Below are 14,121 nucleotides of genomic sequence, written 5' to 3'. Positions count from 1 at the left end.
GTCAGTCCAAAGGCGGCACAGCAAGCCCGCGCTTGGCGTAGAAGGCGTCGACGAAGGCGGCCAATTTACCCTGTTGAATAGCCTCGCGTAAACCGGCCATCAAGCGCTGGTAATGGCGCAAGTTGTGGATGGTGTTGAGCATGCTGCTGAGCATTTCACCGCACTTGTCCAGATGGTGCAGATAAGCGCGGGAGAAGTTGCTGCAGGTGTAGCAGTCACAGGTTGGATCGAGCGGCGAATCATCGTGGCGATGGAACGCATTGCGGATCTTGATCACCCCGGTATCGACGAACAGATGGCCGTTGCGCGCGTTGCGCGTGGGCATCACGCAGTCGAACATGTCGACGCCGCGGCGCACACCCTCAACGAGATCCTCCGGTTTGCCTACCCCCATAAGGTAACGAGGTTTGTCAGCCGGCATCTGGTCAGGCAGGTAGTCGAGCACCTTGATCATTTCGTGCTTCGGCTCACCGACCGACAGGCCACCGATGGCCAGGCCGTCGAAACCGATATTCTCGAGGGCTTCCAGCGAGCGCATGCGCAGGTCCTGGTACATGCCGCCCTGGACGATGCCGAACAGCGCCGCGGTATTGTCGCCGTGGGCATTCTTCGAGCGCTGGGCCCAGCGCAGCGACAGTTCCATGGAAGTGCGCGCAACATCATGCTCGGCCGGATACGGCGTGCACTCATCGAAGATCATCACGATGTCCGAGCCCAGGTCGCGCTGCACCTGCATGGACTCTTCCGGGCCCATGAACACCTTGGAGCCGTCGACCGGCGAGGCGAAGGTCACGCCTTCTTCCTTGATCTTGCGCATCGCACCGAGGCTGAACACCTGAAAGCCACCGGAGTCGGTCAGGATCGGGCCTTTCCACTGCATGAAGTCGTGCAGGCCGTTGTGCTTCTTGATCACTTCGGTGCCTGGACGCAGCCATAGGTGGAAGGTGTTGCCCAGAATGATCTCGGCGCCAATGGCCTCGATGTCACGCGGCAGCATGCCCTTGACCGTGCCGTAGGTACCCACCGGCATGAACGCCGGGGTTTCGACCGTGCCACGGGGGAAAGTCAGCCGACCGCGACGGGCCTTGCCGTCGGTGGCCAGCAGTTCGAACGACATTCGACAGGTGCGACTCATGCTTGATCCTCAGGGCCGCGTGGCGCCGGATTGCGGGTGATGAACATGGCATCACCGTAACTGAAGAAGCGGTAACCGTTATCGACCGCCGCCGCATAGGCAGCCATGGTCTCGGGGTAACCGGCGAAGGCCGAGACCAGCATCAGCAGCGTGGACTCCGGCAGGTGGAAGTTGGTGACCAGGGCATCGACCACATGGAACGGCCGACCTGGGTAGATGAAGATGTCGGTGTCACCACTGAAGGGCTTGAGCACGCCGTCGCGCGCTGCGCTTTCCAGTGAGCGTACGCTGGTGGTGCCCACCGCAATCACCCGTCCGCCCCTGGCCCGGCAAGCGGCGATGGCATCGACCACCTCCTGGCTGACCTCGAGCCACTCTTTATGCATGTGGTGGTCTTCGATGTTGTCGACCCGCACCGGCTGGAAGGTACCGGCGCCCACGTGCAAGGTGACGAAGGCCCGCTCGACGCCCTTGGCAGCGATCTGCTCGAGCAACGCCTGGTCGAAGTGCAAACCGGCCGTGGGCGCCGCGACGGCGCCGGCGCGTTCGGCGTAGACGGTCTGATAGCGCTCACGGTCGGCGCCCTCGTCCGGGCGATCGATGTAGGGTGGCAATGGCATGTGGCCGACACGTTCAAGCAGCGGCAGCACCTCTTCGGTGAAGCGCAACTCGAACAGCGTGTCGTGACGGGCGACCATCTCGGCCTCGCCGCCGCCATCGACAAGGATCACCGCACCCTCTTTGGGCGCCTTGCTGGCGCGCACGTGGGCAAGCACGCGATGACTGTCGAGCACGCGTTCGACCAGCACTTCGAGCTTGCCGCCCGAAGCCTTCTGGCCAAACAACCGCGCCGGAATCACCCGGGTGTTGTTGAACACCATCAGGTCGCCGGGCTGCAGGTACTCGAGCAGATCAGGGAATTTCTTGTGCGCCAGCGCCCCGCTCGGACCATCGAGGACCAGCAGTCGGCTGCCATGGCGCTCGGCCAGAGGGTGGCGGGCGATCAGGGAATCGGGGAGTTCGAAGGAAAAATCGGCGACGCGCATGATGATGTTCGGGTTCGACAGGGCCGGGAAGTTTAGCCCAAAGTGTGAAAATTCACCATGAAAGCCGATTGACCGCTCTCAGCGACCTCTCTATACTGCGCGCCACAGCCCTGATGGCGGAATTGGTAGACGCGGCGGATTCAAAATCCGTTTTCGAAAGGAGTGGGAGTTCGAGTCTCCCTCGGGGCACCAAAATCCAGAAAAACCGACCTTATGGTCGGTTTTTTTTTGGCCGCCATCTGCGCCTCAACCCACCGGGCGGCCCCGCGTCGATCCAAGCCTTTACCTGCTTGAGCGGCAGTCGGTAGCGAGCGCAGTTATGCAAACCCAGAACCTCCAGTTCGCTGCGCAGCAGCGGCGCGAATTCCGCGCGCGTGGCAACAGCAAGCGCCATCTCGTCCATTGCCTGCTCGACCGTAACACCCTCACGCACCACCGCATTGATGGCTTCATTCAACAGCTCGCGGTATTGCAACCTGACGGGGTCAGGTACGCCCATCGCTTCAAGCATGACGCCATATTTGGCAATCGATCGACGATAGACCCAGGTGAACACGTCAGCTGCCATGGCCATGTCACGCTGCTCGTACACCCCCCTCATCGCCAAGGCATAATCCTCACGCCCAACATCCAGGAATGACAACGGCGAGCAGTTGTAAAGCATCAGCGGGATATTGGCTGCCAGTCGGCTGGTGCGCTTGTTGCCGACCTCGAACGGCTGCAGATACGCCAAGTTGACCCACAGGAAAAAAGCCGCTTCGATCGGATTTTTGGTATCCAGCAGCGTGTAGCGGTTACCTTCCAAGCGCGAAGACGACCACGATAAATCGATCAGAAATGGCTCCAGCACCTTACGGGCGTATGTCCCTGCGGGCTGCTGCCCACGCATGCGCCCCTCTGCTTCCAGGGCAACTGCCAGGTCTGCGCCTAGCCACGACGACTGGTTGGGCCTATAGCTGTCGACCAGGTCTCGCTGATACGTCACCGCGTCTCGCATCGCCAGTGGGCGAAGCAACAACTCACGCAGCATGAGGCTTTCGCGCGTCCAGGGTATCGAGGCAACTGCGGCTACTTCATTTGTAATGGGGATAGCTGATGCGTTGCTCAGGCGGTAGCGGGTTGTACGCCCGTCTTTCTCGCGCACGACATAACCGGCCGTCAGTAAAGGTTCAGGTGCCGCTTTACCGTCGACCAGCTTGCGCCTGCCTGTTGGCTCAATTCGCGAGAGCTCAGTCTTTGGGCTACTCGCAATGCACTCAAGATTTTATCTGGCAACGTCATGACACCCTCTACTCACAGCTCACTGAGCTCAACTCAGCTCAATGCAGCTCAATGCAACTCAATGCAGCTCAATGCAGCTCAATGCAGCTCGATGCAGCTCGATGCAGCTCAACAATGAGCTGAGTTCATCCATCTCCAATCAGCAACCGTTGTGTGCCGAATTTGACGCCATCCCAACGACTGACCCCTAACCCCCGCATCGCATAATTCAATTAGCCCTACGCAAAATGATGGCATTAAGCTGTCACTCGTCGGTTATATGCCAAAAGTATTGCCACAATGATGTCACTTGGCCATATTTGCGATCCCGTTCAATAACCCATGCGTGACCCATGAACAAACTGGCGCCCTGTGTGGCAGCAATGACGCTGCTGAGTGGGTGCAATGGAATGCCTACCGCTTATGTTTCAGACCCCGTCTACGACCAAGCTTTCGTGGTGACCTCAGGCGCTCCCCTGCCGATGCTGATGATGGCCAGTGCCATCCAATGGAATGAAGACTACGCCGTGACTGCCAAGCACACCCCGTTCTTGCCGAACGTGGTGCACAAGGGCTTGGGCGATGTGGTGTTCTTCAAGCACAAGGCCAGCAAGGTGCCGCAATGGCGCCAGTTCGTACCGGGCGAGTCGGTGACGGCGGTCGGCTTCAACAGTTTCATGGTGCCGGTGCAGGGCAAAGGCCATACCCTGGACTCGCTGGTACGCCTGAACGGCACGCCAGGCAGTGTGTTCTACTCAGTGCACGACGGCCCGCTGGTCAAGGGCATGTCGGGCGGCCCGGTGTTCGCCGACGATGGCAAGGTGGTCGGGATGAATGTCGCCTTCATCGCCAAGGACGGAATCGACGCGCGCAGTCGCCCGGACCTGGCCGACAAGGCGCGGGTCAGCGTGTTCATGTCATACAGCGAAATCGACAAGGAATGGCGCCGCTTCCAATACCTGGCCAACAAAGGCAAGGGCAATGGCGCACCGGTTGCGGTCAAGGGCTATGTAGCGGTGGCCAGCAAACCATGACGACGCGCCCGTCAGGCCGAAGGTTCGGCCTGACGGGCCGCTGCCGCTACGACCAGGCAATTGCGCCCCGCGCTCTTGGCCTGGTACAGCGCCATATCGGCGGCATGCAACCAGGCTTCGGCGTCGGTCAGATCGCTGCGATAGGGTGCGACGCCGATGCTCACGGTCAACGCCAGCTGCGGCAGTGCCGCGTCGCGGAAAGCCTCGATGGCCTGGCGTAGCCGCTCGAGAATCTCCAAGGCCTGCTCGGCGTTGGTGTCAGGCAGCATCACGCAGAACTCATCGCCCCCATAGCGCGCGGCGACATCGCGCTTGCGTACATGCAGCGACAGGCTGGCACTGATCACGCGCAGAATGTTGTCGCCCACCAGGTGGCCGTGGCGGTCGTTGATCTGCTTGAAATGGTCGATATCGATCAAGGCCAGATAGCTGCTGGCGGCATTTGCCTGACAGCGGGCGAATTCACGCAGCAGCATGCCTTTCCAGGCACCGTGATTGCTCAAGCCGGTCAGGCTGTCGGTCTCGCTCAAACGGGCCAGGGCGCGCTTGTGCCTGGTCAACTGCACGGTGACCTGGTAACAGACCATGCCCACAGCCATCGGATAGATCAGCAGAATGGGCAGGCAGGCCAGCACCTGCGCCTGGGTCGTTTGTGGGAACAACGGCGGTGCATAGAGCCACAAGCCCAAGGCAATGCCTGTCGCTTGCATGATCAAGGTCTTGACCAGCATGCGCCAACCGCCTGCAGCGATCTTGTCCATGGCGATCATCGACAGGATGATCACGCTGGGCAATGGGTTGAGCCCCATCACCCCGGCCCAGCAACCGCCGGAAAACCCGTCGAACAACAGGTTGCGCTGCTCGGCACGAAACGGCTGTGCCGAACCGCGCGCGATCAGGTACGCCAGGTGCGGCCAGACGAAGCCATGGCCGATCAGCAAGGCCCATATCCAGCCACTGGGTTGCAGCGGGTAGATGCCAATCGATACGCAGAAAAACCCCAGCCCCGTACCGATAGCACGGGGCAGGTACATGCGTTTGGCAAAAGAGAGGCCTCTGCCCCTGCGCTCGTTCATCGCCGGATCACCGAGAAATTGCTGTCCTGGAGGCGCCGGACAGGCAGTCAGACGGATAGCGCCTGACGGTTCGGCGGAGAAGGCATTGTGCCATCACTCGATCGCGGGCACCAAACCTGGCGGACGAAATGCGAGCCGAGCATGCAATCCTGTCACCTGCGAGGAGCTCCTCAGGTTCATCCGATTGCCCTGCCCAACCTCTTGCAACATCACTGCGCGAACCTTCCCCCGCCCTCGACGTCCGATCCATCATCCCCGCGATTCTTCGAGGCCCCTCGCGTGAAAGACGTCATCGCCCGCAAATATCGCCTGGTCGTCAAGACGTTCGGCTACATCGGCTGGTCGCTGCTGTGGCTGTTGCTCTGGGACGTGCTGGTCACCATCGACTTCATGCTGTTTCTCGACAGCCAATTCAGCCTGCCGCTGATCCCGCTGACCTTGCTCGGTTCCGCGCTGGTGGTCTTGGTCAGCTTTCGCAACAGCAGCGCCTACAACCGCTGGTGGGAAGCGCGCACGTTGTGGGGCGCGCTGGTCAACAGCTCGCGCAGCTTTGCCCGGCAGACGCTGACCTTGATCGATGATCCGGCCGATCAACTCAACCCGGTCAAGGCAACGCTGCTGCGCCGGCATATTGCCTATGTGAACTGCCTGGCGGCGCACCTCAAGGGCGAGGCGTGCCCCGATGAGCTGATGGCTTTCATCCCGCCTGGTGAGTTCGAACGGCGCAACCGCTCGAACAACTTCGCCAACGACATTCTCAGCGGTTCGGCAGCGCTGCTGGCCCGCGAATACCAGGCCGGCCGGCTCGACAGCATTCGCCTGGCGCGCCTGGAATCGACCCTGGTCGACTTGTCCAATGCCCAAGGCGGTATGGAGCGCATCGCCAATACGCCACTGCCCTACCCGTATGTGTATTTCCCGCGCCTGTTCATCACGCTGTTCTGCCTGATCGTGCCGGTGGGACTGGTCGAATCGCTGGGCTGGTTCACGCCGCTGGCATCCACCGTGGTGGGCTTCATGCTGCTGGCGATCGAGCGGATCGGCACCGACCTGCAAAGCCCGTTTCGCACCAGTGAGCACCAGATCAAGATGGACGCGATCTGCGAAACCATCGAGCGCAACCTCGAGTCGATGCAGCGCGAGGCCCAGTGTGGCGAAGTGGTGCAGTAATGGCGGCGGGTCGATCAAGCCCGCACGTAGCGCTGGCGCAGCACGTCGCTACAGGCATCGACCAGCAAGACCAGCACCAGCATGGCGATGATTACCGTGCTGGCCTGCGCCTCCTGGAACAGGCTCAGTGTGGTGTAGAGCAGCTGCCCCAGGCCGCCCGCGCCGACGAAGCCCAGCACGCTGGCCATGCGGATATTGTTCTCCCAGCGGTACAGGCTGTAGGCGAGCAGCTGCGGCCACAGGTTCGGCAGGGTTCCGAAGCAGAACGCCGCGACTTGCCCGCCACCCTGCAGGCGGATCGCCGCAGCGGGTGCTTCGGGTGCGTTTTCCAGCGCTTCGGCAAACAGGCGCCCCAGCACCCCGGCAGTGTGCAGCGCCAGCGCCAGGGTGCCGGCATTCGGTCCCAGGCCCGCCGCCAATACTGTCAGCGCCGCCCACACCAGTTCCGGGATCGCCCGCAAGGCGTTGAGCAGCAAGCGCGCCAGCGACTGCAGCGGCCAACCGAAACGCCCCGCCGCCGGCAACGCCAACAGCAGGCCCAGGAGCATCGCCAGCAAGGTGCCCATACCGGACATGGCCAGCGTTTCCACGGCGCCGCGGCCCACCGCCTGCAGGTGCTCGACGGACAGGTCCGGCTGCAGGAAGCGCGCAGCGTATTCGCCCATCTGCCCGAGCCCGCCGTCACCGATCACGGCATGCCAGTCCAACTCGAGGTAGCTGAATGACGCCAGCACCGCCGCCAGGATGCCCAGCAGCACGGCTGCATTGATCAGCCGATTCATGCCAGCCTCCCGCGCAGGAAGCGGCTGAGCAGATCGGCCAGCATCACCAGCACCAGGAACGCCAGCAACATGCTGGCCACCTCGCCCCCGGCGAACATGCGCATGGACAGATCAATCTGCTGGCCAAGCCCGCCAGCACCGACGAAGCCCATCACCACCGAGGCGCGCACGGCACATTCCCAGCGGTACACGCTGTAGGACACCACCTCGGCCGCTGCGCTGGGCAAGATGCCGTAGAAAAACGCCGTCAACCGACCGCTGCCCGCCTGCAGCAAGGCATGTGCGGGGCGTTGATCGACCGACTCGAAGATCTCGGCGTAGACCTTGCCAAGCATGCCGCTGTAGGTGATGGCGATGGCCAGCACGCCGGCGGTCGGCCCCAAGCCCACGGCGCGCACGAACAACAGTGCCCAGACGATCTCCGGCACGCTGCGCAGAAAGATCAGCATACCGCGCACCGGCAGGCGCAGCAGGCGCGACCAGGCGCCAGCGCGGCCGCCGTCGCTAGCGGCGCGCAACGACAGCGCGCGGCTGGCCAGCAGGCTGGCGGGAATCGCCAGCAACAACGCCAGCGCCATGCCGGCAGTGGCCACGGCGAGGGTCTGCAAGGTGGATGCGTAGAGCAGTTGGAGGAATTCGCCGCTGTGCGCCGGCGGCCAGAAGCCGCGGGTGAAGCTGGCGATCTGCTGACGGTTGTCCGCTTGCACCAGCACGCCAGGGTTCAGTTCGCTCAGGTGCAAGCCGGGCCACAGCACAGCAATCGCCAACAGGGTCAGCAACAGCCGGGGCACGCTGGCTGGATCGCGCGCATCGGTTTTCAGCATCGCGGGATCTGTACCGTCAGCGCCGCGCCCTCGGGCGCGATGGGCGAAGCCAGGTGTTCATTGGCATACAGCGCCTGCAGCAACGGCTCGCTGACCGCCTCGGCCGCGCAGTCGAAGGCGACCTGGCCATCGCGGATACCGATCACACGGGGAAAATGGGCCAGCGCCAAGTCCACCGCATGCAGACTGGCCACCAGCGTAACGTTGTGGGCCAGCGCATGCCGATTGAGCAGCGCCAGGCTGTGTTCGGCCAGCACCGGATCCATCGCCGAAACTGGCTCGTCGGTCAGCAGCACCTGCGGCCGTTGATACAGCGCCCGGGCAATACCGACCCGCTGCAATTGGCCACCGGAGAGCTGCCCGCACTGCACGAACAGCTTGTCGGCCAGGCCCAGTTCGGCAAGCACCTGGCGTGCCCCGGGCACATCGGTGGGCCAAAGCAGATTGAGCAAGCCGCGCAAGGTGCCCCACTGCCCCAGGCGGCCCGCCAACACCGCCGTCACCACGCGCTGGCGCGGCGGCAAAGGCGGCGCCTGATGAACCAGGCCGATGCGCGCACGCAGGCGCTGGCGGGCTGCGGCAGACAGGGCCCAGGGCTGCTCACCGAGCACCTGCAGTTGCCCATTGCTGGGTTTGAGCGCGGTGGCCATCAGCTGCAACAGGCTGGACTTGCCAGCCCCCGACGGGCCGATGACGGCCACGCGTTCGCCTTGGCCAATGCGCAAGCTGATGGCGTCCAGCGCGCGCACCTGGCCATGGCGCAGGCCGGCGCCCTGTAGCTCGATAGTCACTTGAGCAAGCCGGCCTCGCGCGCGGCTTGCTCGGTGCCGAGGTAGTTCTCAGGCTGGGTCTCGATGAAGCGGCTGGCGGCTTGCAGGTCAAGAATCGCCTTGTGCTGCGGGTTGGCCGGGTCGAGGCTGAGAAACGCCTGCTTGATCTTGTCCTTGAGCGCCGGGTCCATGTTGCCGCGCACGGTCCAGTTGTAGTCGAAGTAGGTCGGGGTAGTGGCAAATACCTTGACCTTGCTGGTGTCGACCTTGCCGGCATCGACCAGCTTCTGCCAGACGCTGGCGTTGAGTACACCGGCATCGACCTTGCCGGCCTGGACCCAGGCCACGGTGGCATCGTGGGCGCCAGAGTAGGCCACGCGACTGAAATAGCCTTCAGGCTTGATGTTGTCCTGCTTGAGCATGAAATAACGCGGCATCAAGCTGCCAGAGGTAGATGAGATCGAACCGAAGGCGAACGACTTGCCCTTGAGGTCGGCCAAGCTAGTGACGGCCGGGTTGGCGGTGATGAACTTGGAGGTGAACTGCGCATCCTGCTCGCGCTGCACCAGCGGCGTGGCAGTCGGGTCCTTGAGGTGGACCTGGACGAAGGTGAAGCCGCCCAGCCAGGCCATGTCGAGGCGATTGCTGGCCAGCGACTCGACCACTGCCGGGTAGTCGGCCACCGGCACGAACTTCACTTGCATGCCCAACTGCTCGGACAGGTACTTGCCCAGCGGCTCGAACTTGCGCAGCAGTTCGGTCGGCGCTTCGTCGGGAATGGCGCTGACGCGCAAGGTATCGGCAGCCTGCGCGACAACCGCACAGCACGACAGCACAAGGCCGGCGGCAAGCGCCAGAGGACGTACGAGCATGGGGCTTCTCCATGGAGCAGCTTCAAGCGATGCGCTTCAAGCTACAAGAATGACAATGGGCGATGCTTCGACTTGCGGCTTGCAGCTTGTCACTTACCGCTAGCAACTGCGGGGAATTATAAGAGGCGCAGGCGCAAAGGCCAGCTTTGCTACAATCGCGCAACAAATTGACCTGCCGAGGTAACCATGAGCGAGCCGATTCGCCTGACCCAGTACAGCCACGGCGCCGGCTGTGGCTGCAAGATTTCCCCCAAGGTGCTGGACGTCATCCTGGCCGAAAGCGGTACCCAGGCCCTGGACCCGAAACTGTGGGTCGGCAACGCCTCGCGTGACGATGCCGCGGTGTACGCCCTGGACGACGAACGCGGCGTGGTCTCGACCACCGACTTCTTCATGCCGATCGTGGATGATCCGTACGATTTCGGACGCATCGCCGCGACCAATGCGATCAGCGACATCTATGCCATGGGCGGCGATCCGTTGATGGCCATCGCCATTCTCGGTTGGCCGGTCAATGTCCTGCCGCCAGAGGTTGCCCGTGAGGTGATCCGGGGCGGCCGGGCGGTGTGCGCCGAGGCGGGCATCCCCTTGGCCGGCGGCCACTCCATCGACGCCCCCGAGCCGATCTTTGGCCTGGCAGTGACCGGCGTGGTGAGCAAGCGCCACCTCAAGCGCAACGACACGGCAACCGCAGGCTGCCGCCTGTACCTGACCAAGCCGCTGGGCATCGGCATTCTCACCACTGCCGAGAAAAAGGCCAAGCTGCGCGAGCAGGACCAGGGCCTGGCGCGCGACTGGATGTGCACCTTGAACACGCCCGGCAGCCGTTTCGGCAAACTCGACGGGGTCAAGGCGATGACCGACGTGACCGGCTTCGGTTTGCTGGGTCACTTGGTAGAACTCGCCGAAGGCAGTGGGCTTACCGCTCAACTGGACTACGCTGCCGTGCCGCGCCTGCCGAGCGTCGAGCACTACCTGGCCGAAGGTTGCATCCCTGGTGGCACGCTGCGCAATTTCGACAGCTATGGGCACAAGCTCGGCGCGCTGAGCGACGAGCAGAAACACCTGTTGTGCGACCCGCAGACCAGCGGTGGTCTGCTGGTGGCAGTCAGCGAACAGGGTGACGCCGAATTCCTTGCCGTGGCTGCCGAACTTGGCTTGCATCTGTCGCCCATCGGCCAATTGGTCGAGCGACAGCGTCACGCGGTCGAGGTGCATTGATGCGCCACGACTGCACCGAGTTTCGCCAGCTGTTTCTCGCCGACACGCCAATGATGGACATGCGCGCGCCAGTGGAATTCGCCAAAGGCGCCTTCCCTGGCACCGTCAACCTGCCGTTGATGACCGACATTGAGCGGCAAAAGGTCGGTACCTGCTACAAGCAGCAAGGGCAAGCCGCGGCGATCACCCTCGGCCACCAGCTGGTCAGCGGCGCGACCAAACGCGAGCGCCTGCATGCCTGGGCCAGTTTCGCCAAGGCGCACCCCGAGGGTTACCTGTACTGCGCCCGCGGCGGGCTGCGCTCGCTGATTGTGCAGCAGTGGCTGCGCGATGAGGCAGGCATCGACTATCCGCGCATCAAAGGCGGCTACAAGGCCATGCGCACGTTCCTGCTGGAAACCACCCTGCAGGCCGTCGCGCAGTGTGATTTCGTGCTCGTCGGGGGCCTGACCGGCACCGGCAAGACCGACGTGCTGCACCAACTGAGCAACGTGCTCGATCTTGAAGGTCACGCCAACCATCGAGGCTCCAGCTTCGGCAAACGCGCCACTGCACAGCCGGCGCAGATCGACTTCGAGAACAAGCTGGCCATCGATCTGCTGAAAAAGCGCGCCCGCGGCATCGACCAGTTCGTGCTGGAAGACGAAGGGCGCATTGTCGGCAGCTGTACCGTGCCGCTGGAGCTGTACCAGGGCATGCAGCACTATCCGTTGGTATGGCTGGAAGACAGCTTCGACAACCGGGTCGAGCGCATCTTGCGTGATTACGTGATCAACCTCAGCGCCGAATTCATCGACGTGCATGGCCCGCAGGACGGGCGCCTGCGCTTTGCCGCACGCATGACGCAAAGCATGAGCAACATTCACAAACGTCTGGGCGGTGAGCGTTATCAGCGGCTGTCAGCGCTGCTCAACCAGGCCCTGGATGAGCAATTGCGCTCCGGCGCGGTAGACCTGCACCGGGGCTGGATCGAAGGGTTGCTCAAGGAATACTACGACCCGATGTACGCGTATCAGCGCGATGCCAAGGCTGAGCGAATCGAGTTCGCCGGGGATGGCGTGGAGGTGCGCGAATACCTCAAGGCCCGCGCCCAACGCGAAGCAAAATCGCCGTCAATCTGAGCGCTGGCGTAAACCACGTAAACCCATAGCCGCTTCATTGCAGATCACTGCCCGGGGCTGAGCACCCGCTCCAGCTCCGCCGCACGCTCGCGGGTCATGTTCATCATGCACATCCCGCCTTCCAACTGCGCCATGCTGCCGCCACTGGCCTTTACATGGAATGCGCAGTTGGCGTCGCGGTAGGCGATCCATTGCCGCTGCACATCGCGCAAGCTCTTTTTCGGCCCTGATTCGAGTGTGCTGGTGAGTTGCTTGTAGGCCCGGTTCAGGCGTTGGTCCTGAAGTCGGGTCTCGGCCTGGATGCAACTGCTCATGGCCAGCGTGCTGGAGGCGTTGTCCATGCACTCGCGGTAAGACGATGATTGGTCATCGGCCTGTGCCAGCGGCGCGATGACAGCCAGCAATGCAAATAGTGACCTAGTCACGGCAAACTCCTCACAACGTTTGGATGGGCGCCGAGGGCATCAACACCCTACCCGGTTCGAATTGTATAGCTGGCATCTGCGTGGCGGCGTAAGCGGTCGCTGCCAGCGCCGCGATCAAGGCGACATCCAGCCAATTCCAACCCAGAACGTCGTCGCGACTGCGCGCCTTCCAGCACTGCCACGCCTGGCCTGCGCAAAATAGGGCAATCGCCGTCAACCACAGATAGAAACCTGCACCGAAGCCCGTACGATCGGTGAACTCGTAGCTGATGTTGTTCGGCAGGCGCTCGATGGCAAAACTGCTAGCGGCCAGGTACAACGCGCCCAGCCCAAGCAGCAGCGCCAGCCGACGAAAGCGCCGATGGCAAAGGATCGCTACCGCCAAAAGTGGATTGGCGAACCACTGGAACATCCCGAAGGGAATGCCCCAGGGGCCGTACAGGAACATCTGCAGGGCGGGCATGTGTCGGCCGGCGCTCATCAGGGCGCCGTCGAAGGCCAGGCTAAGCAGGTACAGAGCAAGGCTAAGCGTAAGGTAGAACCCAGGCAGGCGGGATACGCTCATGCGACGGGAGGTTCCAGCAGCAGGCCATAGATACCCGAGTCGGTCAGCTCGCCAGCCACGCACCAACGCGCCCGCAGCGTGCCTTCGAGTACGAAGCCCTGACGTTCCAAGGTACGCGCCGAGCCTTGGTTGCGTGGGTCGATCTCGCCTTCGAGGCGGCGCATGTGCAGGGTGTGGGCGATGTAGTCGATGAAGCAGGTCAGCGCTTCGTCCATGTAGCCCCTGCCCTGCACGGCGCTGGCCAGGCAGTAGCCGATTTCGCCACGGCGCGAGATTTCGTCGATGTTGAACAGCTGGACCATGCCGATCAATTCGCCGTTGTCGCGGCGGTACATGCCGAGCTTGAGCTGGTCGCCGTTGGTGTAGGCCTCGCGGTCGGCGGCCAGGGCGCTTTCGGCTTCGGCCAGGTTTTGCCAGGGGGCATGGTGCCAGTAACGCATGACCTCGGGGTCGGCCATGATCGTCAGCCATTGCGCGGCGTCGGCGTGGCGCATCGGCCGCAGTTGCAGGCGTGGGCTGTCGAGGCAGAGGTCAGTCGGAAAACTGCGGGGTGGGGTCACGCCGGATCTCCTGTCCATTGCTGGGGAGATGACAGTTTAACGTGATGTGGGGGCTGCGGGTGTATGTCTTGGGGGTTGTGGTGGGGCGGATATCGAGCGCCGCCCGCGCGGCGCATCGCGAGCTGCGCTCGCTCCTACGTTTGTTTCGGGCCGGTGACGCCTGTGGCGGAAGCGCGCGACCGCCTTGGGGTACGACGCGATATCGCGCCAGGCGCCAGGGCGTACGCGCGCAAATTCCCCGGGTTAAATTGGCCCGAAAC

General features: G+C 62.9%; 16 protein-coding genes and 1 tRNA gene. 5 read left to right on the top strand and 12 right to left on the bottom strand.

Features of this window, described 5'->3' with window-relative positions; all coding sequences use genetic code 11:
• Window position 1: 1 nt before the first annotated feature.
• A complete protein-coding gene (gene tgt, locus FS665_RS06290; RefSeq protein ID WP_178108308.1) occupies window positions 2-1,117 on the bottom strand; it encodes a tRNA guanosine(34) transglycosylase Tgt in 1,116 nt (371 codons plus the stop codon).
• A gap of 14 nt (window positions 1,118-1,131) precedes the next feature.
• Window positions 1,132-2,181 carry a tRNA preQ1(34) S-adenosylmethionine ribosyltransferase-isomerase QueA gene (queA, locus tag FS665_RS06285; protein WP_145185034.1) on the bottom strand — a complete coding sequence of 350 codons (1,050 nt, stop codon included), beginning with the start codon at window positions 2,179-2,181 and terminating at the stop codon, window positions 1,132-1,134.
• Between the two features lie 107 nt (window positions 2,182-2,288).
• On the opposite strand from queA, the gene FS665_RS06280 reads away from it, so the two are divergent.
• Window positions 2,289-2,373 (top strand) — tRNA-Leu (locus FS665_RS06280).
• Between the two features lie 19 nt (window positions 2,374-2,392).
• Here FS665_RS06280 and FS665_RS06275 read toward each other — a convergent pair.
• Both FS665_RS06275 and FS665_RS23880 read right to left on the bottom strand, forming a co-directional pair.
• A complete protein-coding gene (locus FS665_RS06275) occupies window positions 2,393-3,325 on the bottom strand; it encodes a Fic family protein (protein WP_218570360.1) in 933 nt (310 codons plus the stop codon).
• Between the two features lie 14 nt (window positions 3,326-3,339).
• Window positions 3,340-3,462 carry a winged helix-turn-helix domain-containing protein gene (locus tag FS665_RS23880; protein WP_145185031.1) on the bottom strand — a complete coding sequence of 41 codons (123 nt, stop codon included), beginning with the start codon at window positions 3,460-3,462 and terminating at the stop codon, window positions 3,340-3,342.
• 389 nt (window positions 3,463-3,851) lie between these two features.
• Here FS665_RS23880 and FS665_RS06265 point away from each other — a divergent pair, with 389 nt between their 5' ends.
• Window positions 3,852-4,475: a serine protease gene (locus tag FS665_RS06265; RefSeq protein WP_256675024.1), complete on the top strand. Its 624-nt coding sequence runs from the start codon at window positions 3,852-3,854 to the stop codon at window positions 4,473-4,475.
• A gap of 11 nt (window positions 4,476-4,486) precedes the next feature.
• Here the strand turns inward: FS665_RS06265 and FS665_RS06260 are convergent, their stop codons facing one another.
• Window positions 4,487-5,509 carry a diguanylate cyclase gene (locus tag FS665_RS06260; protein ID WP_306102574.1) on the bottom strand — a complete coding sequence of 341 codons (1,023 nt, stop codon included), beginning with the start codon at window positions 5,507-5,509 and terminating at the stop codon, window positions 4,487-4,489.
• A 321-nt stretch (window positions 5,510-5,830) separates the two neighbouring features.
• Between FS665_RS06260 and FS665_RS06255 the strand changes: the two genes are divergently transcribed.
• Window positions 5,831-6,721 carry a bestrophin family protein gene (locus FS665_RS06255; protein ID WP_145185025.1) on the top strand — a complete coding sequence of 297 codons (891 nt, stop codon included), beginning with the start codon at window positions 5,831-5,833 and terminating at the stop codon, window positions 6,719-6,721.
• Window positions 6,722-6,735: 14 nt separating this feature from the next.
• Here FS665_RS06255 and phnE read toward each other — a convergent pair whose 3' ends face one another.
• From phnE to FS665_RS06235, 4 genes are read right to left on the bottom strand one after another with little or no spacing between them, the layout of a single operon-like run.
• Window positions 6,736-7,503 carry a phosphonate ABC transporter, permease protein PhnE gene (phnE, locus tag FS665_RS06250; protein WP_145185022.1) on the bottom strand — a complete coding sequence of 256 codons (768 nt, stop codon included), beginning with the start codon at window positions 7,501-7,503 and terminating at the stop codon, window positions 6,736-6,738.
• Window positions 7,500-8,327, bottom strand: a complete 828-nt coding sequence (locus FS665_RS06245; RefSeq protein WP_145185019.1) for an ABC transporter permease — start codon at window positions 8,325-8,327, stop codon at window positions 7,500-7,502. Before FS665_RS06245 ends, phnE begins: the two co-directional genes overlap by 4 nt.
• The gene (locus FS665_RS06240; RefSeq protein WP_145185016.1) at window positions 8,321-9,118 is read right to left on the bottom strand and encodes a phosphonate ABC transporter ATP-binding protein; all 798 of its coding nucleotides are present in this window, start codon (window positions 9,116-9,118) and stop codon (window positions 8,321-8,323) included. The genes FS665_RS06245 and FS665_RS06240 overlap by 7 nt, the downstream gene beginning before the upstream one ends.
• The gene (locus FS665_RS06235; protein ID WP_145185013.1) at window positions 9,115-9,969 is read right to left on the bottom strand and encodes a putative selenate ABC transporter substrate-binding protein; all 855 of its coding nucleotides are present in this window, start codon (window positions 9,967-9,969) and stop codon (window positions 9,115-9,117) included. Before FS665_RS06235 ends, FS665_RS06240 begins: the two co-directional genes overlap by 4 nt.
• Window positions 9,970-10,155: 186 nt before the next feature.
• On the opposite strand from FS665_RS06235, the gene selD reads away from it, so the two are divergent.
• Window positions 10,156-11,190: a selenide, water dikinase SelD gene (gene selD / locus FS665_RS06230; RefSeq protein ID WP_145185010.1), complete on the top strand. Its 1,035-nt coding sequence runs from the start codon at window positions 10,156-10,158 to the stop codon at window positions 11,188-11,190.
• The gene (gene mnmH / locus FS665_RS06225; protein WP_145185007.1) at window positions 11,190-12,311 is read left to right on the top strand and encodes a tRNA 2-selenouridine(34) synthase MnmH; all 1,122 of its coding nucleotides are present in this window, start codon (window positions 11,190-11,192) and stop codon (window positions 12,309-12,311) included. The genes selD and mnmH overlap by 1 nt, the downstream gene beginning before the upstream one ends.
• 44 nt (window positions 12,312-12,355) lie before the next feature.
• Here mnmH and FS665_RS06220 read toward each other — a convergent pair whose 3' ends face one another.
• The 3 genes from FS665_RS06220 to FS665_RS06210 form a co-directional block, all read right to left on the bottom strand.
• Window positions 12,356-12,652, bottom strand: a complete 297-nt coding sequence (locus FS665_RS06220; RefSeq protein WP_145186388.1) for a lysozyme inhibitor LprI family protein — start codon at window positions 12,650-12,652, stop codon at window positions 12,356-12,358.
• Between the two features lie 94 nt (window positions 12,653-12,746).
• Window positions 12,747-13,286 carry a hypothetical protein gene (locus FS665_RS06215; RefSeq protein ID WP_145186385.1) on the bottom strand — a complete coding sequence of 180 codons (540 nt, stop codon included), beginning with the start codon at window positions 13,284-13,286 and terminating at the stop codon, window positions 12,747-12,749.
• Between the two features lie 11 nt (window positions 13,287-13,297).
• On the bottom strand, window positions 13,298-13,861 hold the full coding sequence (locus FS665_RS06210) for a GNAT family N-acetyltransferase (protein ID WP_145185004.1): 564 nt from the start codon (window positions 13,859-13,861) through the stop codon (window positions 13,298-13,300).
• Window positions 13,862-14,121 lie beyond the last annotated feature (260 nt).

The organism is Pseudomonas sp. URMO17WK12:I11 (genome assembly GCF_007677725.1).
Lineage (GTDB): Bacteria > Pseudomonadota > Gammaproteobacteria > Pseudomonadales > Pseudomonadaceae > Aquipseudomonas.
Note: the sequence above shows the minus strand (reverse complement) of the source record. Positions and strands in the feature narration are given on the sequence as shown.